This window comes from Streptomyces sp. NPDC019890 (assembly GCF_044903445.1).
In the GTDB taxonomy this organism is placed as follows: Bacteria; Actinomycetota; Actinomycetes; order Streptomycetales; family Streptomycetaceae; genus Streptomyces.
Genome location: NZ_JBJDQK010000004.1, coordinates 281521 through 306580, shown reverse-complemented (window position 1 = coordinate 306580; position 25060 = coordinate 281521). Strand labels below are relative to the sequence as shown.

25 protein-coding genes, 1 tRNA gene and 1 pseudogene are annotated in these 25060 nt (G+C 69.1%); 12 read left to right on the top strand and 15 right to left on the bottom strand.

Annotation, left to right across the window (positions count from 1 at the left end):
* The first annotated feature begins 37 nt into the window (after nt 1–37).
* A complete protein-coding gene (locus tag ACI2LP_RS13730; protein ID WP_404724717.1) occupies nt 38–994 on the top strand; it encodes a helix-turn-helix transcriptional regulator in 957 nt (318 codons plus the stop codon).
* Between the two features lie 151 nt (nt 995–1145).
* Here ACI2LP_RS13730 and ACI2LP_RS13725 read toward each other — a convergent pair whose 3' ends face one another.
* Entirely contained in the window at nt 1146–2144 is a 999-nt protein-coding gene (locus tag ACI2LP_RS13725; RefSeq protein WP_404724716.1) for an RNA polymerase sigma factor RpoD/SigA, read from the bottom strand.
* 148 nt (nt 2145–2292) lie between these two features.
* On the opposite strand from ACI2LP_RS13725, the gene ACI2LP_RS13720 reads away from it, so the two are divergent.
* Nucleotides 2293–2850, top strand: coding sequence for a GNAT family N-acetyltransferase (locus ACI2LP_RS13720; protein WP_404724715.1), 558 nt, complete (start codon nt 2293–2295; stop codon nt 2848–2850).
* Between the two features lie 116 nt (nt 2851–2966).
* On the opposite strand, the gene ACI2LP_RS13715 is transcribed toward ACI2LP_RS13720, so the two are convergent.
* Nucleotides 2967–3749, bottom strand: a complete 783-nt coding sequence (locus ACI2LP_RS13715) for a dioxygenase (protein WP_404724714.1) — start codon at nt 3747–3749, stop codon at nt 2967–2969.
* Between the two features lie 82 nt (nt 3750–3831).
* Between ACI2LP_RS13715 and ACI2LP_RS13710 the strand changes: the two genes are divergently transcribed.
* Entirely contained in the window at nt 3832–4356 is a 525-nt protein-coding gene (locus ACI2LP_RS13710; protein WP_404724713.1) for a MarR family winged helix-turn-helix transcriptional regulator, read from the top strand.
* A 185-nt stretch (nt 4357–4541) separates the two neighbouring features.
* Here ACI2LP_RS13710 and ACI2LP_RS13705 read toward each other — a convergent pair whose 3' ends face one another.
* On the bottom strand, nt 4542–6068 hold the full coding sequence (locus ACI2LP_RS13705; protein ID WP_404724712.1) for an MFS transporter: 1527 nt from the start codon (nt 6066–6068) through the stop codon (nt 4542–4544).
* Between the two features lie 173 nt (nt 6069–6241).
* Complete coding sequence (locus ACI2LP_RS13700) at nt 6242–6889, bottom strand: TetR/AcrR family transcriptional regulator (RefSeq protein ID WP_404724711.1); 648 nt, start codon at nt 6887–6889, stop codon at nt 6242–6244.
* 273 nt (nt 6890–7162) lie between these two features.
* On the opposite strand from ACI2LP_RS13700, the gene ACI2LP_RS13695 reads away from it, so the two are divergent.
* Nucleotides 7163–8455 carry a M6 family metalloprotease domain-containing protein gene (locus ACI2LP_RS13695; RefSeq protein ID WP_404724710.1) on the top strand — a complete coding sequence of 431 codons (1293 nt, stop codon included), beginning with the start codon at nt 7163–7165 and terminating at the stop codon, nt 8453–8455.
* On the opposite strand, the gene ACI2LP_RS13690 is transcribed toward ACI2LP_RS13695, so the two are convergent.
* Complete coding sequence (locus tag ACI2LP_RS13690; protein ID WP_404724709.1) at nt 8442–10136, bottom strand: class I adenylate-forming enzyme family protein; 1695 nt, start codon at nt 10134–10136, stop codon at nt 8442–8444. The genes ACI2LP_RS13695 and ACI2LP_RS13690 overlap by 14 nt on opposite strands.
* A 69-nt stretch (nt 10137–10205) precedes the next feature.
* Complete coding sequence (locus ACI2LP_RS13685) at nt 10206–11318, bottom strand: CapA family protein (protein ID WP_404724708.1); 1113 nt, start codon at nt 11316–11318, stop codon at nt 10206–10208.
* 158 nt (nt 11319–11476) lie between these two features.
* Between ACI2LP_RS13685 and ACI2LP_RS13680 the strand changes: the two genes are divergently transcribed.
* Nucleotides 11477–11552: transfer RNA gene (locus ACI2LP_RS13680), tRNA-Arg, on the top strand.
* Between the two features lie 55 nt (nt 11553–11607).
* Here the strand turns inward: ACI2LP_RS13680 and ACI2LP_RS13675 are convergent.
* Nucleotides 11608–11772: pseudogene (locus ACI2LP_RS13675) on the bottom strand (site-specific integrase); the annotation flags it as partial.
* Nucleotides 11773–12229: 457 nt separating this feature from the next.
* On the opposite strand from ACI2LP_RS13675, the gene ACI2LP_RS13670 reads away from it, so the two are divergent.
* The gene (locus ACI2LP_RS13670) at nt 12230–12544 is read left to right on the top strand and encodes a hypothetical protein (RefSeq protein ID WP_324984675.1); all 315 of its coding nucleotides are present in this window, start codon (nt 12230–12232) and stop codon (nt 12542–12544) included.
* Between the two features lie 83 nt (nt 12545–12627).
* Here ACI2LP_RS13670 and ACI2LP_RS13665 read toward each other — a convergent pair whose 3' ends face one another.
* Nucleotides 12628–12894, bottom strand: a complete 267-nt coding sequence (locus ACI2LP_RS13665; protein WP_404724707.1) for a DUF6959 family protein — start codon at nt 12892–12894, stop codon at nt 12628–12630.
* Nucleotides 12895–13150: 256 nt separating this feature from the next.
* On the opposite strand from ACI2LP_RS13665, the gene ACI2LP_RS13660 reads away from it, so the two are divergent.
* Nucleotides 13151–13507, top strand: a complete 357-nt coding sequence (locus ACI2LP_RS13660) for a hypothetical protein (protein ID WP_404724706.1) — start codon at nt 13151–13153, stop codon at nt 13505–13507.
* Nucleotides 13508–13600: 93 nt separating this feature from the next.
* Here the strand turns inward: ACI2LP_RS13660 and ACI2LP_RS13655 are convergent, their stop codons facing one another.
* Together ACI2LP_RS13655 and ACI2LP_RS13650 are read right to left on the bottom strand one after the other, a co-directional pair.
* On the bottom strand, nt 13601–13801 hold the full coding sequence (locus tag ACI2LP_RS13655) for a hypothetical protein (RefSeq protein WP_404724705.1): 201 nt from the start codon (nt 13799–13801) through the stop codon (nt 13601–13603).
* 289 nt (nt 13802–14090) lie between these two features.
* Nucleotides 14091–14411: a hypothetical protein gene (locus ACI2LP_RS13650; protein ID WP_404724704.1), complete on the bottom strand. Its 321-nt coding sequence runs from the start codon at nt 14409–14411 to the stop codon at nt 14091–14093.
* Nucleotides 14412–14750: 339 nt separating this feature from the next.
* Between ACI2LP_RS13650 and ACI2LP_RS13645 the strand changes: the two genes are divergently transcribed.
* The gene (locus tag ACI2LP_RS13645) at nt 14751–16979 is read left to right on the top strand and encodes an arylsulfatase (protein WP_404724930.1); all 2229 of its coding nucleotides are present in this window, start codon (nt 14751–14753) and stop codon (nt 16977–16979) included.
* A 79-nt stretch (nt 16980–17058) separates the two neighbouring features.
* Here ACI2LP_RS13645 and ACI2LP_RS13640 read toward each other — a convergent pair whose 3' ends face one another.
* Entirely contained in the window at nt 17059–18396 is a 1338-nt protein-coding gene (locus ACI2LP_RS13640) for a hypothetical protein (protein ID WP_404724703.1), read from the bottom strand.
* Nucleotides 18397–18846: 450 nt separating this feature from the next.
* Between ACI2LP_RS13640 and ACI2LP_RS13635 the strand changes: the two genes are divergently transcribed.
* The gene (locus tag ACI2LP_RS13635) at nt 18847–20160 is read left to right on the top strand and encodes a cation:proton antiporter (RefSeq protein WP_404724702.1); all 1314 of its coding nucleotides are present in this window, start codon (nt 18847–18849) and stop codon (nt 20158–20160) included.
* 45 nt (nt 20161–20205) lie between these two features.
* Here ACI2LP_RS13635 and ACI2LP_RS13630 read toward each other — a convergent pair whose 3' ends face one another.
* Nucleotides 20206–20514, bottom strand: a complete 309-nt coding sequence (locus ACI2LP_RS13630) for a hypothetical protein (protein WP_404724701.1) — start codon at nt 20512–20514, stop codon at nt 20206–20208.
* Between the two features lie 145 nt (nt 20515–20659).
* Between ACI2LP_RS13630 and ACI2LP_RS13625 the strand changes: the two genes are divergently transcribed.
* Nucleotides 20660–20824 (top strand): hypothetical protein, encoded by a 165-nt coding sequence (locus ACI2LP_RS13625; protein ID WP_404724700.1) that lies wholly within the window; start codon nt 20660–20662, stop codon nt 20822–20824.
* A 445-nt stretch (nt 20825–21269) separates the two neighbouring features.
* Here ACI2LP_RS13625 and ACI2LP_RS13620 read toward each other — a convergent pair whose 3' ends face one another.
* Nucleotides 21270–21602 carry a carboxymuconolactone decarboxylase family protein gene (locus tag ACI2LP_RS13620; RefSeq protein WP_404724699.1) on the bottom strand — a complete coding sequence of 111 codons (333 nt, stop codon included), beginning with the start codon at nt 21600–21602 and terminating at the stop codon, nt 21270–21272.
* 235 nt (nt 21603–21837) lie between these two features.
* Here ACI2LP_RS13620 and ACI2LP_RS13615 point away from each other — a divergent pair, with 235 nt between their 5' ends.
* On the top strand, nt 21838–22083 hold the full coding sequence (locus tag ACI2LP_RS13615; RefSeq protein ID WP_404724698.1) for a hypothetical protein: 246 nt from the start codon (nt 21838–21840) through the stop codon (nt 22081–22083).
* 178 nt (nt 22084–22261) lie between these two features.
* Here ACI2LP_RS13615 and ACI2LP_RS13610 read toward each other — a convergent pair whose 3' ends face one another.
* Entirely contained in the window at nt 22262–23584 is a 1323-nt protein-coding gene (locus ACI2LP_RS13610) for a hypothetical protein (protein WP_404724697.1), read from the bottom strand.
* Nucleotides 23585–23854: 270 nt separating this feature from the next.
* Between ACI2LP_RS13610 and ACI2LP_RS13605 the strand changes: the two genes are divergently transcribed.
* The gene (locus ACI2LP_RS13605) at nt 23855–24148 is read left to right on the top strand and encodes a hypothetical protein (protein ID WP_404724696.1); all 294 of its coding nucleotides are present in this window, start codon (nt 23855–23857) and stop codon (nt 24146–24148) included.
* Between the two features lie 69 nt (nt 24149–24217).
* Here the strand turns inward: ACI2LP_RS13605 and ACI2LP_RS13600 are convergent, their stop codons facing one another.
* Complete coding sequence (locus tag ACI2LP_RS13600; RefSeq protein ID WP_404724695.1) at nt 24218–24904, bottom strand: adhesin; 687 nt, start codon at nt 24902–24904, stop codon at nt 24218–24220.
* Between the last annotated feature and the right edge of the window lie 156 nt (nt 24905–25060).

The window sequence follows — 25060 nt, the reverse complement described above, 5'->3', positions numbered from 1 at the left end:
GTCAGGTCGCGTCCTAGTTCGCTGGCATCCTGGAAACATGACGGACACTCCGGCACGACTGCTGAATCTGCTCTCCCTCCTCCAGACTCCGCGCGAATGGCCGGGCAGCGAGCTCGCCGAGCGCCTTGAGGTGAGTCCGCGGACGATCCGGCGCGACATCGACCGGCTGCGGGATCTCGGTTATCCGGTGGAGGCGACGAAGGGCGCGGTGGGCGGCTACCGCCTGGTCGCCGGGGCCGCGATGCCGCCGCTGCTCCTCGACGACGAGGAGGCGGTCGCGATCGCGGTCGGCCTGCGGGCGGGGGCGGGCCATGCGATCGAGGGCATCGAGGAAGCCTCCGTACGGGCGCTCGCCAAGCTGGAACAGGTGCTGCCGTCCCGGCTGCGGCACCGGGTCACCACGCTGCAGGCGGCGACGATCCCGCTGACCCGCGGCGACGGCGCGACGATCGACCCACAGACGCTGACGGTGATCGCGGGGGCGGCGACGGGCCGTGAGCGGCTGCGCTTCGGCTACCGCGCGGGGGACGGCGCGGAGACACAGCGCCAGGTGGAGCCGTACCGCCTGGTCTCGACGGGCCGCCGGTGGTATCTGGTCGCGTACGACATGGGCCGGGAGGACTGGCGTACGTTCCGGGTGGACCGGGTGTCCGAGCCGTTCGCGACGGGGGCGCGGTTCGCACCGCGGGAGCTGCCGACGGCGAGCGCGACGGAACTGCTCGGCCACTCGATGTCCCGCCAGCCGGAACACGAGGTGGACGTGACCTTCGAAGCCCCGGCGTCCTTCGTCGCCGCTCGTCTCCCGGACACCCTGGGCGCGCCGACCCCGACGGGCGAGGACACCTGCCGCCTGCGGACGAGGACGGCGGACTCGCTGGAGTGGCTGGCGCTCCGACTGGCCCTGGTGGACTGCGAGTTCACGGTGCACGGCCCGCCCGGCCTGGTGGAGTACGTGACGGACCTGGGCGCGCGCCTGAGCCGCGCGACGGGGTGACGCGGTAACGCGTCCTCGGGGGCGGAGTGCGGGGGCCGGGGTGCGGGGTGCGGTGGCTCGGCCAGGAGTTTGAGGGCCGCCACAGGACAAGAAAGGACCCCAGCACCGGGGGGGAGGGTGCCGGGGCCCAGCTCTGGTCGACGTGGCGTCGTTACGCCGCCGCGTCGAAGCCCGTGTCGCGTGCCATCCGCTTCAGCTCGAGCAGCGCGTGCTTCTCGATCTGGCGGATCCGCTCGCGCGTCAGGCCGTGTTCCTTGCCGACCTCCGTCAGCGTGCGCTCACGTCCGTCCTCGATGCCGTACCGCATCCGGATGATCGACGCCGTACGGTTGTCGAGCTTGCCGATCAGGTCGTCCAGCCCCTCGCTGCGCAGCAGCGAAAGCACCGACTGTTCCGGCGAGATCGCGGACGTGTCCTCCAGCAGGTCGCCGAACTGCGTCTCACCCGCATCGTCCACCGACATGTTCAGGCTGACCGGGTCCCGCGCCCAGTCGAGCACGTCCGTCACGCGCGCCGGCGTCGAGCCGAGCTCCTGCGCGACCTCCGCCGGCTCCGGATCCCGCCCGTTCTCACGGTTGAACTCGCGCTGGACACGTCGGATCCGTCCGAGCTCCTCCACCAGGTGGACGGGGAGCCGGATCGTGCGGGACTGGTCGGCTATGGAACGGGTGATCGCCTGCCGGATCCACCACGTGGCGTACGTCGAGAACTTGAAGCCCTTGGCGTAGTCGAACTTCTCGACCGCACGGACCAGACCGGCGTTGCCCTCCTGGATCAGGTCGAGGAGAGGCAGCCCGCTGCGCGGATAGCGCCGCGCCACGGCCACCACCAGGCGGAGGTTGGAGCGAATGAAGATGTCCTTCGCGCGCTCCCCCTCGGCGACCAGCGCTTCCAGCTCTTCGCGCGTCGCGCCGCCCGCGTCGCTCTCCACTTCTCCGTCGAGGATCTGCCGGGCGTACACACCCGCCTCGATCGTCTGCGACAGCTCTACTTCCTTGGCGGCATCGAGCAGCGGCGTACGCGCGATCTCGTCGAGATACATGCCGACCAGGTCGCGGTCGGCGATCTCCCCGCCCACGGCGCGAACGCTGCTTGCCCGGCCGGTCCCACTGGAGGAGGACTGACGACGGGCGACGGCACGGGTTGCCATGCGAGCTCCCTTACATGAGTAGGTCGCGACACCCTCTCGGGTGCCCTGCATCCGATGGAAACAACGACTGGAATCGGGACAGAATTCCCGCGCGGTCCAACGATTTTCGTGATCTTGCAGTACCCTGTCCGGCCACAGGGGAGGAAGAGTGCCGCAGGAACACACAGATGTGCAGGTCAGAGCGGGCACGGAGGCCGATCTCGAGGCCCTCACGCAGCTCTACAACCACTACGTGCGCGAGACGGCCATCACATTCGACACCTCCGCCTTCACGCCCGAGCAGCGCCGACCATGGCTGCACTCCTACCCTGAAGACGGCCCACACCGCCTTCTGGTTGCTCAGGATGTCCGTTTTGTGGACACATCCCCGAGCGCCGGGATTCTGGGCTACGCGACGAGCAGCCCGTTCCGGCCAAAGCCCGCGTACTCCACCTCCGTCGAGGTCAGCGTCTACTGCGCGCCCGAAGCCGCGGGCCGCGGCATCGGCACGCTGCTTTACAAGGCACTGTTCGAGGCGCTGGAGGGCGAGGACCTCCACCGCGCCTACGCCGGGATCGCCCAGCCGAACGAGGCCTCGGCCCGGCTGCATGCCCGCTTCGGCTTCCGCCACATCGGCACGTACGAAGAAGTGGGCAGGAAGTTCGGCCAGTACTGGGACGTCGCCTGGTACGAGAAGAAGCTGGGCCCCGGGGCCCAGGCGCACTGATCATCAAGCCGATCCGCAAGCCCGTCACGGCACCACCACGGCACCACCACGGCGCCACCACGGCGCGCTCAACCCGCGCCGATCCCCGCGCCGAGCGGGCTCAACAGCCCCTCCCGCTAGCCGAATTGAAGGGAACGCTTCGCCAGGCCCATCCAGAAACCGTCGATCACACTCCGCCCGCTCTTGAGCTCGTCCGCAGACGCTCCCAGCGTGACGAACAGCGGCGCGAAGTGCTCGGTCCGCGGATGAGCCAGCCGTCCGGCCGGGGCCTTGTTCTCGAAGTCCAGCAGCGCGTCCACATCCGCCGCCGCAAGCGCCCGCCGCCCCCAGTCGTCGAACTCCGCCGACCAGCCGGGAGTCCCCTGATGCCGCAGCGCGGCCAGGTTGTGCGTGAAGAAGCCGCTGCCGACGATCAGCACGCCCTCGTCCCGCAGCGGCGCGAGCCTGCGCCCGATCTCCATCAGCTTCTGCGGGTCGAGCGTGGGCATGGAGATCTGCAGTACGGGGATGTCGGCACCCGGGAACATCTCCACCAGCGGGACATACGCACCGTGGTCGAGGCCGCGGTCCGGGACATCCTGCACCGGCGTACCGGTGCGGCCCAGCAACTTCCGTACGGACTCGGCGAGTTCGGGCGCACCGGGCGCGTCGTACCGTACCTGGTAGTAGTGCTCGGGGAAGCCCCAGAAGTCGTACACCAGAGGCATGGGCTCGGTGGCGCCGATCGCGAGCGGGGCCTCCTCCCAGTGGGCGGAGACCATCAGGATCGCGCGGGGGCGCGGCAGGTCCGCGGACCAGGCGGCGAGCTCGCCGGGCCAGACGGGGTCGTCGGCGAGGGGCGGGGCGCCATGGGAGAGATAGAGGGCGGGCATGCGCTCCGCGGCTGAGGTGGCATTCATGACGGCTCCCGATCTACTTGAACTTTCAAGCTGATATTGACCCTAACTCCATATAGTTCAACTTTCAAGAATAGGTCGTAGAGTGGGATACATGAATACGGCATCCACCGGCGGGAGCGAGCGCGAGCCGCGCTGGCTCAGCGAGGACGAACAGCGCGCGTGGCGCGCCTATCTGCACGCCACCACCCTCCTCGAGGACCACCTCGACCGCCAGCTGCAGCGCGACGCCGGGATGCCGCACATCTACTACGGCCTGCTCGTCCAGCTCTCCCAGGCCCCGCGCCGCCGCATGCGGATGACGGAACTGGCCATCGACGCCAAGATCACCCGGTCCCGGCTCTCGCACGCCGTCGCACGGCTGGAGAAGAACGGCTGGGTGCGCCGCGAGGACTGTCCCTCCGACAAGCGCGGGCAGAACGCGGTGCTGACGGACGAAGGCTTCAAGGTCCTGGAGCACACGGCTCCCGGTCATGTCGAGGCGGTACGCCAGGCGATGTTCGACCGGCTCACGGCCGAGCAGGTCGGACAGCTCGGCGAGATCATGCGGATCCTGGCCGAGGGGCTCCAGCCGCAGGACTCGGGCGCGGACCTGCCCTGGCTCCGCTGATCCTTGCTGCGCTGACCCTGCCGGCGCTACCCCTGGCTGCGCTGACCCTGCCGGCGCTACCCCTGGTCGTTGCACGGCACGCGAAGGGCCCCGCCCGGGTTCAGCGTTTCTCCCCGGGCGGGGCCCTGTCCGCTCAATGACCTCTCAGCAGACCTCACGCACCTCAGTGTGCGACGCGGCGTTCGTCAGTGTGCGACGACGGGGATCTTGACCTCGTCCTCGACACCGTCACCCGAGGCGGCGGTGACCGAACCGGCCTCCGGACGCCCGGTATTGATCAGTGTGAACGCGATCGTCGCGGCGGTCACGAGAATGCCGACCGCCCACCAGATGGCGTTCGAGTAGCCGTGCACCATGGCCTGCGCCTGGAGCAGCTTCTGGTTGGTGGCTCCCGCCGCGTGCGAGGTGATGTACGCGGTCGTGGCCGAAGCGGCGATGGTGTTCAGCAACGCCGTACCGATGGCACCGCCGACCTGCTGCGAGGTGTTGACCATCGCGGACGCCACACCGGCGTCCTCGGGACGCACGCCGTGCGTGGCCAGCGACATGGCGGGCATGAAGGCCGTACCCATGCCCAGACCCAGCAGCACCTGCGCCGGCAGGATCAGGCCGACGTACGAGCTCCCGATCTCCAGCTGGGTCAGCATCAGCATGCCGGTACCGGCGACCAGGAAGCCCGGACCCATCAGCAGCCGCGGCGCGACCCGGGTCATCAGCCGGGCGCCGATCTGCGTCGAGCCGGTGATCATGCCCGCGATCATCGGGAGGAAGGCGAAGCCGGTCATGACCGGCGAGTAGTCCTTCACGATCTGCAGGTAGAAGGTGAGGAAGAGGAAGAGCCCGAACATCGCGATGATTGCGAGGCCCAGCGACAGATAGACACCGCCGCGGTTGCGCTCGGTCAGGACGCGCAGCGGCAGCAGCGGCGACTTGACCTTGGACTCGGTGAAGACGAATCCGGCGAGCAGCACCGCGGATGCGATGAACATGCTCACGGTCAGACCGTCGGACCAGCCGGCGGACTCGGCGCGCGTGAAGCCGTAGACGAGCGTGACCAGGCCCAGGGTGGACAGGACCACGCCGGGGATGTCGAGCGTGGAGCGGTTGCGGGTGCCGGCCGGCTCACGGATGACGAAGTACGCACCCGCAGCCGCGATGATCGCGAACGGGATGTTGACGAAGAACGTCCAGCGCCAGTTGAGGTACTCGGTCAGGACACCGCCGAGGATCAGGCCCACGGCGCCGCCACCACCGGCGATCGCGCCGTAGATGCCGAAGGCCTTGGCGCGCTCCTTGGCGTCGGTGAACATCACCGCGAGCAGCGAGAGCGCGGCCGGCGCGAGAAGCGCACCGAAGGCACCCTGCAGGGCCCGGGAGCCGAACATCATCGCCTCACCCGTGGCGGCGCCACCGAGCGCCGAAGCGGCCGCGAAGCCGAGCAGTCCGACGACGAAGGTGCGCTTACGGCCCCACAGGTCGGCGATGCGCCCGCCGAAGAGCAGGAGTCCACCGAAGGCCAGGGCGTAGGCCGTGATGACCCACTGCTTGTTCCCGTCGGAGATGCCCAGGTCCAACTGGGCGTGCGGGAGCGCGATGTTCACGATCGTCGCGTCCAGCACCACCATCAGCTGGGCCAGGGCGATGAAGACCAGGGCCTTCCAGCGACTGGGGTCCGGAAGCGATATATCGGGGTTATCAGCTGTTTTTGACATGGGAGTAGCCACCTAGGGGTGCGGAGAGGTCACAGCGGACGGGGCAGAGAGTCGTGGTCAGGAGTTGGCGGTCAGGAGTTCGTGGTCAACGAATCGTGGTCGACGAATCGTGGTTCGTCTTCGAGCAGTCGCTGTCAAAGAGTTGTCAGGGAGGACCTGCGAATCCAACTGAATTAATCGGTGCGCATGTCTTCCAGGGTCGCGGCCGAGCCCGGCAGTTCGGAGCGCGCGGGCGCTTCGAGGCCGTCCAGGAACAGCTCCAGATGGCGGTGTGTGAACCGGTCGATGTCCAGGCACGCGGTGCCCGGCAGCGGCCGGGTGAGCTGGGAGAGGGCGACGAGCAGATCGCCGATGCCGACGTCGTCGCGCATCCGGCCGGCCGACTGCGCCCGGTCCACGAGGCCCTGCACGACCCCTTCGAGACGGTCGAGGCCGGCGAGCATTTCGGGGTGGTCCCTGTCGAAGTCGCTGGAGAGCATCGGGCACATCGCCCCGATCCGCTCGTCGGCCGCGGCGTGGACGAAGCGGCGCACGGCGGTGTAGGGGTCGGCCTCCTCGGCCGCCGCCTGCTCCGCCTGTGCGCAGGTACGGGACATCACGGAGAGGACGACCTCGCGGATGAGCTCGGCGCGCTCCGGGAAGTGGCGGTAGAGCGTGGCGTTCCCGACACCCGCGCGGCGCGCGATCTCGTCGAGCGGGACGTCGGGCCCGAACTCCACGAACATCTCGCGCGCGGCCGTCACGATGCGCTCCCGGTTCCGCAGGGCGTCGGCCCGCGGCCGGGGGGCGCGGCGCGCTTCGGGGGCGGCAGCGGTGCTCACGACTCCACGTCCTCTCGTATCCCGTCGCATCCCGCACGAACGGGTTTGTCCGGCGTATCGGGGACGGTTTCCCCGTTTCGCCGCAGCGACTATGCAAACGGGGAAACGATCCCCGGTTATTTCCTCCGCTGGTTGTGATCTGCATCACACATATCGGTCCGAAAAACCCACGACCGGCCCACCCCGGCGCGCGCCCCGTCGCCACCCGTCACAGGCTGATCGCACAGAGTGCAGCCAGGGCACAGCCTGCTGCCGCGGACCGAAGGCGGGTGCATGGAGTCACCGCAGCCGACGCGCCACCGGATACGCAGCAGCTCCAGGTCCCGCCGGATCGCCTCACTCGCCGCCCTCGCAGCTCTCCCGCTCGCCGCCCTCACGACGGCGAGCGGCACTCTCCCCGCCTCCACCCGTTCCTCGGCCGGACCGGTGGCCCTCGACGAAACCGGGCTCGGGCCGTGCCGTATCGCATCGACGCTGGGTGTCCAGATGTCGGAGGGCATGCCGACGCCGCCCGGCTACTCGCGCTCCACCGGCGAGATCCGCGCCCTCAACCTGATGATCGACTTCCCGGACGCGCCGGGTACCGGGCGGGCGCTCGACCGGCTCGCGGAGTTCTTCCCGCAGACCGCGGACTGGTTCCGGACAAGTTCCTACGGACGCCTCAGCTACCGCGCGCATGCCCCGATCACCGACTGGCTGCGGATGCCGATGCCGTTTTCCGCGTACGGAATAGAGCGCGGCTCTCCCTATGAACCGGGCTACCGGCGGCTCGTCCAGGACATCGCGGCCACGGCCGACGCGAAGGTGGACTTCAGCGCGTACGACCTGGTCAACATCCTGGTCACGCCCAACGCGGGTCCCTCGGCGCTGGACACCGTGCTCTCGGTGACCTTCTCCGGCAACGACGACGCCCCGCTGGCGGACGGCGTGCCGCTGGCCAACACGTCCTTCGTCTACAGCCGTCAGGACGACGGTTCCGGGTCATACTCCGAGACGGGCTATCGCGTACTGCCCCACGAGAACGGCCATGTCTTCGGTCTGCCCGACCTCTACACCGCCGAGGGCGGAGGCGCGGTCGGCCACTGGGACATCATGTCCGAGGACTGGGGCGCCAACAACGACCTGCTGGGCTGGCACAAATGGAAGCTGGGCTGGCTGGACGCCGACCAGATCGGCTGTGCGTCCGCGCCGGGCACCACGGAGTACGTGCTGACGCCGCTGGCCGTCGCGGGTGGCGCGAAGATGGCGATCGTGCCGCTGACGACGGACATGGGGTACGCGGTCGAAGTGCGCACGCGCGCGGGCAACGACGAGGCCGTGTGCGAACCGGGCGTGCTGATCTACCGGGTGAAGTCCGACGTGGACACCGGGCAGGGTCCGGTGACGGTCTCGGACAGCAACCGGGGCAGCGGGGGGTGCACCCGCCGCCCCAACGTGCACGCGGAGCTGTCGGACGCGCCGTACCGACCGGGGCAGTCCTTCGTCGACCGGAAGAACGGCATACGGATCGCGGTGATCCGCGAGGGCAAGGGCGGCACCTTCCGGGTGCGCGTCACGCGTTCCTGACCCTCTCCTGTACGGGGCCCCGCAGCTCCCGCTTGAGGATCTTCCCGGTCGGATTACGGGGCATGGGCTCGTCCCGTACGAGGACATGGGCGGGCACCTTGAATGCCGCGAGAGTGCTGCCGACATGGGCCCGCAGCTCGTCCACGGTGACGGTGGCCCCCGGGCGCAGCTGCACGACGGCCGCGACCTCCTCCCCGAGCTCCTGGTGCGGCACACCGAGTACGGCGGCGTCCACGACGTCCGTGTGGGCGTGCAGGACGGCCTCCACCTCGACGCAGTACACGTTCTCACCGCCGCGGATGACCATGTCCTTGAGCCGGTCGACGATGGTCACACAGCCCTCGCGCCGGGTCGCGAGGTCGCCGGTCCTGAACCAGCCGTCGTGGAAGGCGGCGGCGGTTGCCTTCTCGTCGCGCCAGTAACCGCGGACCAGGGACTGCCCGCGCAGCCACAGCTCCCCGACCTCTCCATCGGGCAGCGCCTCGCCGTCCGGCCCGGCGATCCGCACCTCGGTGGCCGGGGTGGCCCGGCCCACGCTGCCCGGGTTCTCCCGGTACCCGGCCCCGAAGTTGGCGAGCACGCCGCCGCTGGTCTCGGTGAGACCGTAGCCATTGCGCGGCTCGATCCGCTCTCCGTACCGGGCCGTGAGCCGCGCCACGAGATCGGGCGGCGCGGCGGCTCCACCCGTGTTGAGGTGCGTGAGCGACTCCATGTGCGTCCCGGTCCGCTCTGCGGCGTCCAGCAGCTGGAGCGCGGTGGTCGGCACGCCGGAGTATTGCGTGACGCGGTGCCGCTCGATGAGCGCGAGGGCCCGCTCGGCGTTCCACTTCCGCATCAGTACGAGCGTCCCGCCGGCGGCCATCGTCGCGTACAGCGTGGTGAACGCGGCCACATGGAAGAACGGGAACGTCATCAGCGCCACCGGCGCGGGCCCCTGACCCGGTATCACCCTGCGCGCGAGGGCCGCAGCGGCGGCGTGATACCGCGGATTGAGCGCGGCCCCGGCCTGCGCGAGCTGGGTGGCGACGGCGCCCTTGGGCCGCCCGGTGGTCCCGGACGTATACATGATGGTGGCGTCGTCCTCGGCGCGCACCTCTACGTCGGGGGGCGCGGCCATCGGATCCGGGGCCTCGAAGTCCTCGTACCGCTCCACCCCCTCGCCGGGCTCACCCTCGTGATGAAACACGACGACAGGGACGCCGTGGCGCCTGCGCCAGTCGTCGATGCGCGGCAGCCGCTCCCCGTCGACGAGCAGCACCCTCGGGGTGCAGTCGTCGAGGGCGTACGCGAACTCGCCCTCCGTCCACCAGGCATTGAGCGGTACGGCGACCAGCCCCGCCAACTGGATGGCCCAGAAGGCGATCTGCCACTCCGGGTGATTGCGCATGGCGACGACGGCCCGGTCGCCCGGCCGCAGCCCGTACTCGTCGACGAGCCGCCGGGCGAGCGCGGACGCGGCGGCGAAGAACTCGCGATAGCTGTACGCCCGGCTCTCGGCGAGGAGAAACGGCCGGTCTCCGAAGGCCCATGTGACCTCGACGAATTCCCGCAGGGTGCGCGGTCCGTCGGCGTACAGCAGCCCGCCGTCCTCCCCACGGACGACGGCGAACGGGGCGCCGGGGGCGGTGAGGACGGCTTCAGGGGTGTCCGCGCGGCGGGCGGGCGAATCGGGGTGCGGCACGGTCGCCCTCTCTAAGCGCTTGCTCAGTACGAGCGGGACGCTATTCCCCGTTTCCGGTCCCGTCAAGGTTCATGTACCGGCCACGGAGAGCCCACCGTCGGCCTCCAGTCCGACGCGCACCCCGAAGCCCCGGCTGACCCGGTCGAGCGTCGCCCGCAGCCACTCGCGGTCTTCGCCCGAGGCGCGCCGGAGCCGCATCCGCCGGGACTGCATTGCTGCCATCCGTACGCCGGCGGTGCTGCCGGTGTCCGGCTCCACCGAGACGAAGTACAACAGCCGCAGATCGTCCCGGAACTCCTCGTAGCCGCTGATGCCTTCGTAGTCGTCGATGAAGTCGCCGCAGCCGTACAGGATGAGCTTTCCGCGGTACAGCTCCAGGGGGCGGGGATGGTGCGACGAGTGCCCGTGCACGACATCGACACCACCGTCGATCAGCGCATGCGCGAAACGGACCTGACCTCTGGGGATTCCGTACCCCCAATTGGATCCCCAGTGGACGGAGGCGACCGCCACGTCGCCCGGTCGCTTCACCCGCCGCACCCGGCGGACGACCGAGGCTGCCGCGGCGTCCGACGTCGCCGCCACGAAGTCGACACCGGCCAGGCCCTCACCCGCGGCCCAGCTCCGCGGAATACCGCTGGACGCCATCCCGAAGGAGAAGACCAGCACCCGCGCACCACCGCGAACGGCGACCACCGCGGGCCGCCGCGCCTCGTCCACGTCCCGCCCAGCCCCCACCGCCCGCAGACCCGCGCCGGCCAGGGAGTCGAGCGTCTCCTGAAGCCCCCGGCGGCCGAAGTCCAGCACATGGTTGTTGGCGAGCACACAAACGTCGGGCCGGGCGGCGACCAGGCAGGGCAGGTTGGCCGGATGCATCCGGTAGTGCACCGCCTTGCCCGCCGCGAAGTCGTCGCACCGCGTGACGCTCGTCTCCAGATTCACCACCCGGACATCGACCGTGGCCTCATCGAGCACCTCCAGGGCATCGCCCCAGGGCCAGGAGTACCCGACGGGTCGCGGGACGGGCCCGTTCGCGGCCTCCGCGAGCTCCACATAGGACCGGGCGTCAGCGGTGTACTGCTCCCACAGGGTCGCGTCACCGGGGTGGGGAAGGATCTGATCGACACCGCGCCCGAGCATGACGTCGCCGCAGAGGAACAGCGTCACCGGGTCCCCGCGCATGTGTCCACGCTAAGTCGCGCGGAAGGGCGAGCGGAAACCACGTGCAAGCCAGGTGGATGCTCGACCGCCGACCACGGCTTGACCTGCAGGAACGGAAACCTTGCAAGGTTGGAGTCCGTATCCGCTAGGCTGGTCGCCGGACCTCACCGGGGTCCTCCGCCTTCGTAGCTCAGGGGATAGAGCACCGCTCTCCTAAAGCGGGTGTCGCAGGTTCGAATCCTGCCGGGGGCACCAGCCAAAAGGCCACCTACCGATCTTGGTAGGTGGCCTTTGACATCCAGGTCTGACATCAGCGTCGGCGTTTCAGCAGCCTGTCCATGTGGCTGATGGCCTCGCGCTGAGTGTCCTGGACGACGTGCGTGTAGACATCCATCGTGATGCTGATCTGGCTGTGGCCCAGGATCTCCATCACGACGCGAGGAGCCACGCCCGCAGCCGTCAGCAAGGGACCGCAGCTCAACTGCGGCCCGTATGTAGGAAACCCTCCGGGGCTGGGGCGGTCGAAGTGCACACAGAGGGACAATCGACTTAGGAGGTTCGCCATGGCCACCTACAAGGTCGAATACAGGGTTCCGAGTGTTCCGCCCGTAAAGCAGCATGAAGTGAGTGCTGACGAGTACGAGGTCAAAGGCGACTTCATAGATTTCAAGGCGGACAACGACAAGGTGTTCACGGTCCGAGCAGACGTGGTCATCACCATCGCGCAGAAGCACTAGCCCGTGCCCGATCCGTGCCCGATAAGGGAGGGAGGGCCGCTCAAAATAGACCAGAAGAGCTATCTCGGCAGGCAGGGCCAGCCGAGCCTCTGAAGCACGTGGTTTCAGCCGTCTGTCAGTCGCGGCCCGTGCACGTCCGAGAGATGATGTAACAAACCAGGAAAAACAGGGCAACATAACGGAGGAGGAATCGCGATGCAATTCGTCGTCGTGTCCGAGCACGCCCCGAATCTGTGCCCTACTTCCAATGCGCAGACCCGCGAGTTGATGCGGGAAGGATCCAAGGAGCTACCCACCCTGGCGCAGAAGCTGGGGGTGGAGATCATAACCGTCAGGGTGTACGGCCCCGATCACGTCATCGTGGCGGTGGTCGAGTCGCCGGACATCGAGCCGGTCCGGGAGTTCATCATGCAGAGCAGGCTGATCCAGTGGACCACCACGCAGATCCATGCCACCTGGTCACTCGAGGAAGCACTGGAAAAAGCCGACAAGCTGCCAGCGCTTTTCTGAAGGCGAACTGCGAGGTGCCCTGAGATTCCGGACAGGGTTAACGGATCGCCCGGCGGATGGCCAAGCTCAGGTTACTCGTGACGTCAGTACGGCCTAGCGATCTCATGTGCGTCCAGCGCAGCGGAGTAGCGCGTCAGCAGCGCGTCGATGTCGGCCAGGAGGAGGCCGGCGGTTTCGCGGGCCGCGTCTACGTCGCCCTGGTCGAAGGCTTCCACCACCTCAGCGACATCGCCGCGAAGGATGGAAAGCGAGTCGCCCTGGATCAGTAGACCGGGGAACCGTCGACCGGGCAGGCGCACCACAGCGTTGTTCCCAGCGTCCGTGAGCAGCTCGACCTCAACACGTTCCATGAGGCCGTCCAACCTGACCTCACCAGGTGACATCAACGACAGCAGACAGGAACGGCGTTGGGCGGTCGTGAGCGGCCGGGCCATGCGCGGCCAAGTGCTCTATGAGGCGCACCCGATCGAACTCCTAAAGCGGGTGTCGCAGGTTCGAATCCTGCCGGGGGCACAGAGAAACACCAGTTCAGGAGCCCTCCCGTCCAGCGGACGGGGGGGCTCCTGCGCTTGCAGCACACATATGGCACACATGCCGTGGGGAGCTGTGGCGAGATGCCCATCAAAGGACGAGCTGGCCCGGCGCCGGTACGAGAAGTTGACCGACCGCCTTGAGTCGCTGATGCGGGCCGCACTCAAACCGCAGTACAAGGGCTACTACGGGCAGCTGATCCTGAGCGGCGACGATCTTGCGGAGATGGGCGATCTCGAGGACGTCCGGCGTGCTGCCCGGGGAGCGGGGCGTCGTCTCGGCTGGATGACAACCACCCAGATCGTCGGTGGCCGGCTCTTCGTCCGCGACGAGCGGGGGGTGCCCGAGGAGATCAAGCGGCTGGCCGGGGATGCGGCCGCTGCTGCGATTGACCGGGCCTGGGAGGAAGGCCGCCGGCCGCGGCTGACCTGATGCCAAGTGGGAGTCGCAAGGGGCCGTCCCACCGCACTGTTGCGGTGGGGCGGCCCCTTCGGTTACGGCTCCCCGGCACGGATTAGGCACACATCACGCGACGCCTTCCTCCAGGGCGGCCACCACCTCGGCTGCCTCGCGAGCCATCCGCTCAGCCTTCTCCAGCTTGGCCTTCGCCTTGGCCGGCTGCTTGGAACGCCGCTTGTGCATCTTCTTGGACACCTCGTCGAGGCGGTCCGGGAAGAGGTGCCCGTACGTGTCCAGGGTCAGCGCCGCGGACTTGTGGCCCAGCATCGTCTGTACGACGTTGACGTCCGCGCCGCTGGCGATGGGAAGCGAGGCCGCCGTGTGGCGCAGCTTGTGCGGGGTGACCTTGAGGTGCCCCAGCCCAGACCTTTACAACCGCCGGCGCGAAGAACCGCTGACGGAAGTTGCGGGCCCGCAGTCTCGGCCAGGAACCGCGGGATCGGTACGGACCGAAGCTCGCGGTTCTTGAGGGTGTCGACGTAGAGCTTGCCGTTGTCCTCGACGTACGCCTCGACGATGTGCGCCCGGCAGGCGTCCAGATCGACCCGTCCCACCTTCAGGCGGACGCCTCATCCCAGCGCAGACCTGTGTAGGCCAGCAGCAGGATGAACACGCGGTAGACGCCTGCCGCGTTGGCCAGCGCCTCGACCTCCATGTCGTCGAGGTAAACGTGGTCGGTCGGGACCGCCTTTGGCAGGGGCACTCCGACAGCCGGATTGGCCCCCAGTCGACGGGACTTGACCGCGTGGCCGAGGACCTGGCTGAGGATGACGTACGCCTTGCGGACCGAGCGCGGGCTGAGCTTCCGGCCGCCCGTCGCCTGGCCGGACAGCCCGCCACTGTGCCCGAGCACGCCGTGGTACTGGTCATCGCTCACAGCGAGGACCGGATACCGCGCCCCCGGTCGCCGTGGTGACGGTGGCGGCCTAGCGTGGAAGTGCCGGGGCTCACCCCAGCCGACGGTCGGCGACAGGGCCTCCTGTCCGGCCATCCGATCGGGATCCCTTGTCGGCGACAGGGCTCTGTTGTGACAGCCGCATGCACATCACCGGTGTTCGCGCCGACTGGTGGGACGGAGGCCGGAATGTCGCAGACGTCGTGGAGTGAGTACAGGCCGGGGCAGGGGTTTCCAGGGGTGGTGGGGCGGACGACGGACGAGTCGAGCCCGGCTTGGCCGCAGCCGTTGCGGGCGGTACCGGGTGCACCGAACGTGCTGATGATCGTGTTGGACGACACCGGGTACGGGCAGTTCGGCTGTTACGGGAGCCCGATCGAGACGCCGAATCTGGATGCGCTGGCCGCGGGCGGGCTGCTGTACAGCAACATGCACACCACCGCGCTGTGCTCGCCGTCGCGTTCGTGCATCGTGACGGGCCGCAACCACCACGCGAACGGGATGGCGGCGATCACGGAACTGGCCACTGGCTATCCCGGCTACAACGGGCAGATCCCGCCCGAGAACGGGTTCCTGTCGGAGATGCTGCTGCAGCACGGCTACAACACGTACATGGTCGGCAAGTGGCACCTGATGCCCTCGGAACAGGAGTCGGCCGCGGGGCCCTACGACCGGTGGCCGCTGGGGCGGGGCTTCGAGCGGTTCTACGGGTTCCTTGGCGGCGATTCCAGCCAGTGGTATCCGGACCTGGTGTACGACAACCACCAGGTCGAGCCGCCGGCGACGCCGGAGGAGGGCTACCACCTGACGGAGGACCTGGTCGAGCGGGCGATGTCGTTCATCGCCGACGCCAAGCAGGTCGCCCCGGACAAGCCGTTCTACCTCCACTTGTGCCCCGGCGCGACGCATGCCCCCCACCATGTGCCGAAGGAGTGGGCGGACCCTTACTGGGGGCGGTTCGACGACGGCTGGGACGCCTACCGCGAGCACACCTTCGACCGGCAGAAGCAGCTCGGCGTCGTGCCGGCGGACGCGCAGTTGTCCCCGCACGATCCGGACGTGCCCGCGTGGGAGTCGCTGTCCGCGGACGCGCGGCGCCTGGCCGCGCGGATGATGGAGGTCTATGCCGGGTTCCTCAGCCACACGGATCACCACGTCGGGCGGCTGCTGGACTTCCTGAAGGAGACCGGCGAGTTCGACAACACGCTGATCATGGTGGTCTCCGACAACGGAGCGAGTGCCGAGGGCGGGGTGACCGGTACCACCAACGAGCTGCAGTTCTTCAACAACGCCCCCGAGTCGCTGGAGGAGAGCCTGGCCAGGATCGACGAACTGGGCGGCCCGAAGACGTTCAACCACTACCCCTGGGGCTGGACTTGGGCGGGCAACACCCCCTTCCGGCGCTGGAAGCGGGAGACCTACCGCGGCGGCGTCAGCGACCCCTTCCTCGTCCACTGGCCCGACGGTATCCGGGCCCGCGGTGAGGTCCGCGACCAGTTCGCGCACGTCATCGACATGGTGCCCACCGTCCTCGAGGTGCTCGGTGTCGAACCGCCCGCAACCATCCGGGGCGTGACCCAGTCGCCCCTGCACGGGGTCAGCTTCGCCCACACCTTCGACGATGCCTCCGTGGCGAGTCGCCACCGCACCCAGTACTACGAGATGTTCGGCCACCGGGCGATCGACCACAGCGGATGGCGGGCGGTCTGCCCCTGGCCCGGACCCTCCTTCGCCGAGGCCGAGCGACCGTTCGGCGCGCCGATCACCATGGCGGACCTGGACGACCTCGACGCCCACCACTGGGAGCTGTACCACGTCGACGAGGACGTCGCCGAGACCAGGAACCTGGCCGAAGAGCACCGCAGCAAACTGATCGAGATGATCGCCCTGTGGTACGTGGAGGCCGGCAAGTACAACGTGCTGCCGATCGACGGCAGCGCGTTTGAGCGCGTGATGATCGAGCGCCCGCAAATCACCGAGGACCGGACCAGCTACACCCTCCGCCCCGGCACCCAAGTCCTGCCGGCCGCGGTGGCCCCCCGGGTCCTCAATCGCCCGCACAGCGTCACCGCCGACGTCGAGATCCCGCCCGGCGGAGCGGAGGGCGTCCTGCTCTGCCAGGGCACCAACGCCGGCGGCTGGTCGCTCTATGTCAAGGACGGCCACCTGCACTACGCCCACAACTACGTCCAGCGGGCCCTGTACCACGTGGGTTCGAGCGAAACCGTGCCCGAGGGACGGCACACGCTGCGCTTCGAGTTCGAGCCCACCGGCGCGCCGGACATCGCCCACGGCAAGGGTGCACCCGGCCGGGCACAGCTGTACATCGACGGCCGCCTGGTCGGCGAGACCGACATGCCCGTCACCACCCCCATCGCCTTCAATCCAGGCGGTATGGCCTGCGGCGCAAACCCGGGATCGGCCGTCACCCCCGACTACCGGGCACCGTTCCGGTTCACCGGCACCCTTCACACTGTCACCGTCGACCTGTCCGGCGACCTGATCGTCGACGCCCCGAGCGAGATGCGCATGCACATGGCCCGCCAGTAGCCGTCCCCCCACGCGTGGGGTGCGGATCCGCTCTGTCCTGGGCGCGCCCCGAAGGGCGGGTGACTCGGGTGACAGGACGTCACTCGCCGGCCTCCGGCCGCTGTGCCATCCGCTCGGCGTCGTTCGTGGCGCGGCCGGTGGCAGCGAGGAGGGCGAGCAGTGCGAGCACGGCCAGCAGGATGACGACCAGGAGCAGGATGGTCAGAGCCGTCGGGTGGTTCCAGAGCGCGAAGACCAGGGCCACGATCAGCAGGGCGGCCAGGGCGATCCACCGGCGGTGGGCCTGGGTCCAGGTCCCCACCCGGCCGGTGTGGACCTGGTGGGCGTAGGCCCACTGTGCCGTGGAGTCCGCGGCGCGCTCGGATGTGCCCCGGATGGCGCGCGGGAGTCGTCCGGGGCCGATCAGGTAGGCGCCGAGCGCGATGACCAGACCGAGCACGATCGCCGTGCGCAGGCTGACCCTCAGGAAGTGCACCAGCGTGTCGAAGACGGCAGCCGCGGCGGCCTCCGACTGAACCTGGGGCGGGAGGTGGTCCAGGTAGTAGCGGCGGGCGATGACCAGGACGATGGCCACGACCAGGCAGGCGAAGGCCGCGCCGAGAGCCGTACGGGCCAGCGCACGGCGGCGCCGGTGAGCCAGCAGCACACCGCACGCGCCGATCACCACGACGATCACGGGAAACCAGTTCCCGATCACGTCCAGCAGATGGGCGCCCTTGCGGATCTTCTCCAGCTGGTCGGACTGGAAGAGCACCATCTGCTTGTCGACGTCGGGGATCTTGGACGCCGGGGACACCCCGGCATCCACGAGCGCCTGTTTGACCTGGTCGACGGCTTCGCCGACATCGAGGGTGACCGTCCCGCCGTCCACCCCCACGGCACCACGGCCCTCGCCGGTGAGGGCGTGCACGACCGCGGCGTGGGCGCGCCGGTTGGCGTTCGTCCAGATCCGTTCGAAGCGGTCGCTCTGTACGAAGCGGGTGGCCACCTTCTCGACCGTGTCGTTGACCGCGGAGTCGATTTGCGGGCCCAGCCCCTTCACGGCCTGCGCGGCGCGTGGTGGCAGCCCCTGCGACTGCAGCCAGGCGGCGATGTCCGCGGCGGCCTGGCTGCCGTTCACCCGTACGTCGGCGGCATGGGTGATGCGCTTGACCGCCGCGTCCTCGATCGCCGGATCCGAGGCCAGCGGCGAGACCGTTGCCACATACCGGTCGGTGTCCAGAGCGATGTCGTGCACCCACACCGTGAGCAGCGCGACCGGCACCAGGATGCAGGTGAGCACGATGAGCACCGCCGAGACGGTGTTCCGCGTGATCCGTGCGGCCGCCGAGCCGTGCCTGCGCCCATTTTTCGCCGCGTCACCGGCGTTCCCCTCGGGGGCGGCATCGGGCTCGGACGGCTCGTGCGGGCTGGTCATGGGGACTCCAGGGCTCCTGAGGGATCGGCCTGCCTCCATTTCCGCCGCTCCACGGCGAGACGGCCCACCCAGGTGGGCCGTTCGGACCAAACGTGGTCAACCGCCTGGGGCGGTGCCCCCCTGCTCTACGGATGAGGTCCTTGCCCGTCATACACGCAGCGCGTCGTCTCCGCGCCCGCGCCGTACGAGGGGCCAGGTCGTCGCCCCGGCGGGTGAGGGCCCCTTGCTCGGCCGTGACAGCCGCCGGCTGGTCCGGAGCGAGTGCACCCCGCCGTTCCACTGCCCGGCGGCACCACCCGGCGTGTTCTCGTCGACTTCAGCGCGCAGTCCTTCGCCGACCTGTAGAAGGAGGCCATCGGCGCGTACACGCGGAAGGACGGGGCTGCCGCAGGGGCACAGGAGTCGACAGTCTGCCGGAATGTTCGGCGAGTGGATCCGGAGGGCCGGAACATGAGCGGTGGCGCCTGGGCCGGCGCGGCGATGGCGGGCGTCACCGCCACGTACGCCCTGTGCTCGCGCCGGCTGTTCTCGACGCCGCTGTCGTCGGCGATCGTGTTCGTCGGCTCGGGGATCCTCCTCGGACCGGCCGTGCTCGACCTCGTCGACCTGGAGCGCGACCCCGCACCGATCATCGCGCTTCTCGAAGTCGCCCTGACGCTCGTCCTGTTCACCGATGCCATGACGATCCGCAGACGGGACCTGCAGACCGGCGGCTTCCTGCCCGGCCGTCTCCTGGGCATCGGACTGCCGCTGAGCATCGGGGCGGGCTGGCTGCTTGCCTGGCCTCTGCTGCCGGGGCTGACGGTGTGGGAACTCGCACTCGTCGGCGCCGTCCTCGCCCCCACCGACGCCGCCCTCGGAAAGACTGCCATCTCACATCCCCGCGTCCCGGCACTCGTACGTCACGGGCTGAACGTCGAAAGCGGCCTGAACGACGGCATGGTGCTGCCCTTCTTCGTCCTGTTCCTGGCAGCCATCCCGGGCACGCACTATGCGGAAGAGGGCGTGGCGGGTGTCTTCTGGCGCGCCCTGGTGCTGAGCACCGCGCTGGGTCTGCTGGTCGGTGGCCTCGGCGGCCGGCTGCTGCAATGGTCCCGGGCCAGGGGATGGGTCACGCGGGAGTGGCGGCAGGTCTGCCTGCTGGCTGTCGCAGTCGCCTCATACGAACTCGCCGTCGTGACGGACGGCAGCGGCTTCATCGCCTCGTGGGTCGCCGGATTCGCCTTCGGGTTCGCCCTGCGCCGATACCGGGCCGGCGTCGAGGAGGAGGACCCGGACCGCACGGCCGAGTTCGCCGAGAATCTTGGCGGACTCCTGGCGTCGATCAGCCTTCTGGTCTTCGGGGCGGTGCTGCTCGGTCCTGCCCTGGAGCACCTGAGCTGGCAGATCCTCCTGTACGCGGTGCTCAGCCTCTCCGTCGTCAGGATGCTTCCGGTGGCCCTCTCGCTCGCCGGGAGCGGACTGCGGCCCCCCACGGTGGCGTACATCGGGTGGTTCGGGCCGCGCGGCCTCGCCTCCGTCGTACTGGCGCTGCTCGTGGTGGAGGAACATGTCCCCGGAGTGGAACTGCTGGGCAGGGTCGTCGCGATCACCGTCGGCCTCAGCGTCCTCCTGCACGGCGTCTCGGCCGTGGCCCTCGCCGAGCGGTACGGCCGCTGGTACGAGAAGACCGAGGCCGCCACCCGCGACCTGCGCGAGGGCACACCCGTACCCGAGAGCCCCGTGCGCCGCAGGCTCGGTCCCCTGGGCAAGCCCGAGACGTAAGGCGGCGCCCCTCAGCCACGCCTCAGCACGGTACTGCGGCGTGGCTCAGCCGTCTCCGTCCAGCAGCCAGCGCAACTCGATCTCAAGCCATTGGCTCTCGTGGCGCCACGTGTCCAGAGCGGTCACCAACTGGCGGCTCACGGCGCCGGCCGTCAACGAGCGCCACCGGCAGCCCGCGAGGACATCCACGAGTACCCCGATCCGCACGTCATGGCGGGTCACCGGTGCCCCGTCGGCCGCTCCATGTCCGTTGATCGCAGCGAGCGCGAGACGGCTGACCATGTCGGGGGTTAGCCCCCGCCACGCGTACGGCCTCAGCGCCTCGGTCACCGCGCGCACACGTGCATCGCTCAAGGAAGCCGACCGCACCATCGGAAAAGCCCTCCGCGATATCGCCATATATTGCGCAGATCGTAAAGGGCGCATTGGAGCACGTCCAGGCGCGGGTGTTCAGTGGGACGCATGGGTCGGGTCGGGACGTCAGGACCTTCTGCTTGGCGTGTCAGGTGTCGCTGACGGCCTGCATCAGCCGCTGCACGGCGACGCTCCGGTGGTGCCGCACTGGCGGAAGGACGTGGCCGTGGACGAGCTCGCGCCGGACTACCAGCGGCAGGTGCGCGGGCTGGAAGCCGCCCACCGCTTCCAATCGCCGCACGAGCGGTAGGACTTCCCGCATCTGCCTTTCAGGGCGGGCCGGTGACCGTCTCTCGGGCAGCCCCGCCAGAACGGATCCAGCACACATGAGGCTGGGAAACCCCGTAAACACGTGAGAACTGCTGAGGGGTGTTTTCCCAGGCCAGGCACCCCACAGCCGACGTTTCCGAAGGTCACAGACTCGCCCGGGGAAAACTCCTCAAGCGGGTGTCGCAGGTTCGAATCCTGCCGGGGGCACACGACCGAGGGCCAGTTCAGCGGGTTGATCCCCTCGAACTGGCCCTTTCGCGTGATCGCGGCCGTGCCACGCACGCGCCACAAAGCCCACTTCCCGAGATGCAGCCACCAGGGATGTCCGAGCGGGGCACGGGATGGCGCCATGTCCTCTCAGCTGTCGGCCGCGCCGATCGTCGATGCCGGGCGCGGCTGGTGGCTCCAGTCCCTGGGCTGCGTCTCTACGCTCGGCCCTGGGCCTCGGCGTCGGCGTCGGCAACCGCGATCGCGACACCGAGCGCCTTGGCGATGTTGCCGGCTGCCGTCATGACCCGGGCTGTGCCCACGATGGGGGCGATGGCGACCAGGACATCCTGCAGCTGGTCGGCGGTCATGCCGGCCTGGATGGCGGGGTCGATGTTGGCGACGTACGAGATCGGCGGAGCGTCCGAGGCGGCGAGGGCCGCAATGCGGGTGAGCATGAACATGTCCGGGGTCAGCCCGCACCGCTCAACCGAGTCGACCGTCATCGCGGCGAGGGTGTCCAGTACGGGGGTTTCAGATGCTGTGGCCATGGCGGGTGGTCTCCTGTTTGGTCTCGTGACGAGGATCAGCGGGCGGAAGAGGGCCCGCATCCCGGTGCAGCGTTACTGCTCGACCGTAAGTCCGTTCCCCGCGGATTGCCTGTCGAGGGAATCGCCCGAGAAGGGAGGCAGATCGGCGGCAACCGGACGGAACCTGCGGGCCCGCGCGGTGCGGTCAAGTGCGCTGTGGACGTTGGGGCGTCCAGGTGAGGAGGACACTGATCCCATGCCCCTACCCAAAACGCATCATTGCCCGGCCTGCTCGGACGATGCCTCGCCGGAGACAGTCCTTCACGAAGACCTCGTCGTCGGAGCACCGCTGTCCATGGACGATCTCACCGAGGCGCAGCGCCTCGACCGGTTCGCCCGCAAGTACGCGCACGACGGCTGCCAGGTCAGAGAGGTCCGGCGAGTCCCACACGACAGCTTGAGCGGCTACGCCTGGTCCGTCCGCTTCGTCGAGAGTTCCTGAGAACGGCATCGCGGGGCATTCCCGGGAGGCTGCCCCTCAGGAAGGCGCGGCAGACCGGAAGCCCTCCTGCCCAACAGGACAGAAAGGCTTTCGACTTGCGGCCGCCCGCCCACTCCTCAGCCCTCGCCGAGTGGGTGTACACCGACAAGCTCCAGCAGCGGCTGCACGCCGTCCTGGCTCAGGACTTGCCGAGCTTCAGGTCCCCGATCACCCCGATCCGGATGCCCAGCCACGGATACGTGTGGTTGTAGAAGACGTTGTCCTGCGGTTGCGGTCCAACCGCGGAGGGCCACAGCTGGTAGGCCGGGGCGTTGGAGATTCCGCCGTGCAGCCGCCGCCAGACCCGCACGGAGTTCCCTCCGGAGGGGGGCGGCGTGATCGTGTCGGTCCATTCGACCGCGTTACCGCCCTGGTCGAGCGTGCCCCACGGCGAGGTGGTCCTCGCCCGGCCGACCGTGCTGAGGCTGCCTTCGTAGAGGTCGGCGTAGATGAAGGGGTCCAGCCCGATCGGGTTGACCGTGGCGCAGGCCTCGGGATCCAGCTGGCCCGGGCACCAGCTCGGGGCCGGCTGGTTGGCGGCGTGGAACGAGGCCAGTGGCTGGGTCGCCGCGTTGGTGACATCGCCGGTCGTGGGGTTGAGGACGGTGGGGTTCGGGGCGGTCGCGTCGCCGTCGCCGAAGACTCCCGGGTTGGTCGGGTACTTCCAGTAGGAGAAGGTGCCGCCGCCGCTCGGGTCGTAGTAGGCCGCCTTGATCCACTCGTCCTGGCTCGGCACGACGAAGCCGGAATCATGGGCTCGGGTCGCATTCCGCCGGTCCAGGTCGTACATCCCGCGGTCGGTCCGTGCCGACAGTCTGACCTGGTAGGTCACGTAGCTGAAGCCCCCGTTGCGGCCGGTCTGCCTGGAGATCACCCGACCGTTGTAGAGCGAGTTGACGAAGCGCGCGGCCCGCAGGAAGTTCGCGAAACCGTACGGCTTGTTCGCCCATTCCGGAAAGGCCACCGAGTAGTGGCGGCCGTTGCCCGCCCGGGCGGAGAGGTTGATCTGGCCGTACTTCGGCCACGCCGACGAGCTCTCGGTGTCGTCATAGAGATCGAGGCGATTGCGTCCCTCGGGATCGACGGTGTTCAGGAACGCCACCCACTGCGCGACGGTGACCTCGAGCTTCCCGATCTCGTACGGGTAACTGACGCCGCCGACCGTCAGACACTCGGTCGAGGACTGAGGGGCATCGGCGCACGACTCGTAGACGGCGTCCGTGAACGGGAGAATGCCGACCGAGGGATTGCCGGGCGCGCCCACCTTGGCGGTCGTCAGAGTGATGACCGCGCCTTCACGGGAGTGGCCACCCCCGGGGGGATTCGGCTCGGCGGCAGCGGCACCGGAGCCGGCGATCGCGCACGGAGCGAGCAGCGCCGCTGCCCCGCACGTCGCTACGACGGCCCTGCGGAGGCGAGTGCGGCTGGAAACGAAGTGCATGGGCATACCCTTTTCGGCCATGGCAGCCCGCTCCTTCGGCACGGCACAGCGCGGAGCGGCCCGACGATCACACAACGGTTGACGTCACGCTAGCCCCGCCAGCCACTCTCCGCTTCCGATCCAACACGGGAAGTCACCGAAACATCGCACTCCCGGGAGGGAGTGAACCCCCAGGGACACATCACGCGGAGCCGTTCGGAGTACTCCGGAGGGGCACGGCATCCTGTGCGAGGGAGATCTCCTTGCGCAAAGCCGGGGTTACGGAGCCCACTTCGGGCCTAGGGTCTGCCCATGAGCCAGTACGCCACAGCGATACAGGACCAAGCAGAGGAACACGAGCACTTCGGGCCGAGCGGGCACGACATCCGTCAGCCCGTCCGCGTGCATGCGGTTCGCTGGCCCGATCCCGGCTGCACGGGGTGGGAAGAGGCCCGGACCATGTGCGGGCGTACGGCGGCCGGGATGGAGAAGGCCGTGCACACCGCTCCCGATCCCACCGCCTGGCACGCGCCCAGGTGGGACCTGCTGAAGTGCGGCACCTGCGACGAGGCCGTGCAGGCCGAGGCGGCCGCCGCGCAGCGTTAGGGGTGCCGGCTGCCGCCGCGCAGCGTTAGGGGTGCCGGCTGCCGCCGCGCAGCGTCGGGGCGCGCAGCGTCAGGGAGTGCACTCCGCCCGCATCTGCGCCGCCGCGTGGTGTGCCCCTTCGCGGCCACCGCCGAAGTCCTTGCCGCGGTCGACCAGCTGGACCGCCAACTGCTGGTTGCGGACCGGGATCTTCGCCAGGGTCAGGCCGCGGCCGCGCAACAACGTCTGGTTGACCTCGAAGGACCTGATCGTGCTGTCCTCGTCGTCGGGGTCCGCCAGGACGTGGTACGTCGTCGGATCGCCCGCCACGTCCTGGTCGCGGGGGGGCTTGGGGACGACCACCGCCACCGAGCAGGTCGTATAGCCGCTGCCCACATACCAGGACCACGTCGCCCTGCCGTTGCCGTCCTTGGTCGCGCTGCCCGACATCGGGACCGAGGTGAAGCTGCCGTCGCAGCCGTCCCCCTTGTGCCCGCCCGTGCTCACCTTGTACCAGCCGTCGAAGCCGTCGCTGAAGCGGCCGGTCTCGCGGTAGAGGCCGCCGCCGGCGCAACCGGGGCCCGCCCAGGCGGAGTACGGCGGTGAGGAATCGGACGGCGAGGTGCCGGGCTCGTCCGTGGGGGCGATGCGCTGCGGCGGGCCGCCGAGGTCGCCCGGGTCGAAGTCGGAGCCGGGGTCGTCGGAGGCGTTCGCCGAGCTCGATTCACCCCCGATCAGCGTGATCGCCGAGACGACCAGTGCAAGGACGGTCAGCACAACCCACCCGGCCAGGATGATCTTTCCGGTTCGGGAGAAAAGGGATAGACGTCCTGAAATCGTCTCGCCCTTCACCCAAAAGCCGCCCTGGGACCCGTCTTTCACGACGTCGCCACCGCCCGACGTGCTGTCGGGGCACTGCCACTAACGCACCAT

Coding starts and splice junctions, on each gene's coding strand:
- ACI2LP_RS13730 (WP_404724717.1), top strand. CDS start 38: ATGACGGACACTCCGGCACGACTGCTGAATCTGCTCTCCCTCCTCCAG.
- ACI2LP_RS13725 (WP_404724716.1), bottom strand. CDS start 2,144: ATGGCAACCCGTGCCGTCGCCCGTCGTCAGTCCTCCTCCAGTGGGACC.
- ACI2LP_RS13715 (WP_404724714.1), bottom strand. CDS start 3,749: ATGAATGCCACCTCAGCCGCGGAGCGCATGCCCGCCCTCTATCTCTCC.
- ACI2LP_RS13705 (WP_404724712.1), bottom strand. CDS start 6,068: ATGTCAAAAACAGCTGATAACCCCGATATATCGCTTCCGGACCCCAGT.
- ACI2LP_RS13695 (WP_404724710.1), top strand. CDS start 7,163: ATGGAGTCACCGCAGCCGACGCGCCACCGGATACGCAGCAGCTCCAGG.
- ACI2LP_RS13685 (WP_404724708.1), bottom strand. CDS start 11,318: ATGCGCGGGGACCCGGTGACGCTGTTCCTCTGCGGCGACGTCATGCTC.
- ACI2LP_RS13670 (WP_324984675.1), top strand. CDS start 12,230: ATGCAATTCGTCGTCGTGTCCGAGCACGCCCCGAATCTGTGCCCTACT.
- ACI2LP_RS13665 (WP_404724707.1), bottom strand. CDS start 12,894: ATGGAACGTGTTGAGGTCGAGCTGCTCACGGACGCTGGGAACAACGCT.
- ACI2LP_RS13655 (WP_404724705.1), bottom strand. CDS start 13,801: ATGCTGGGCCACAAGTCCGCGGCGCTGACCCTGGACACGTACGGGCAC.
- ACI2LP_RS13645 (WP_404724930.1), top strand. CDS start 14,751: ATGATCGTGTTGGACGACACCGGGTACGGGCAGTTCGGCTGTTACGGG.
- ACI2LP_RS13640 (WP_404724703.1), bottom strand. CDS start 18,396: ATGACCAGCCCGCACGAGCCGTCCGAGCCCGATGCCGCCCCCGAGGGG.
- ACI2LP_RS13635 (WP_404724702.1), top strand. CDS start 18,847: ATGAGCGGTGGCGCCTGGGCCGGCGCGGCGATGGCGGGCGTCACCGCC.
- ACI2LP_RS13620 (WP_404724699.1), bottom strand. CDS start 21,602: ATGGCCACAGCATCTGAAACCCCCGTACTGGACACCCTCGCCGCGATG.
- ACI2LP_RS13615 (WP_404724698.1), top strand. CDS start 21,838: ATGCCCCTACCCAAAACGCATCATTGCCCGGCCTGCTCGGACGATGCC.
- ACI2LP_RS13610 (WP_404724697.1), bottom strand. CDS start 23,584: ATGGCCGAAAAGGGTATGCCCATGCACTTCGTTTCCAGCCGCACTCGC.
- ACI2LP_RS13605 (WP_404724696.1), top strand. CDS start 23,855: ATGAGCCAGTACGCCACAGCGATACAGGACCAAGCAGAGGAACACGAG.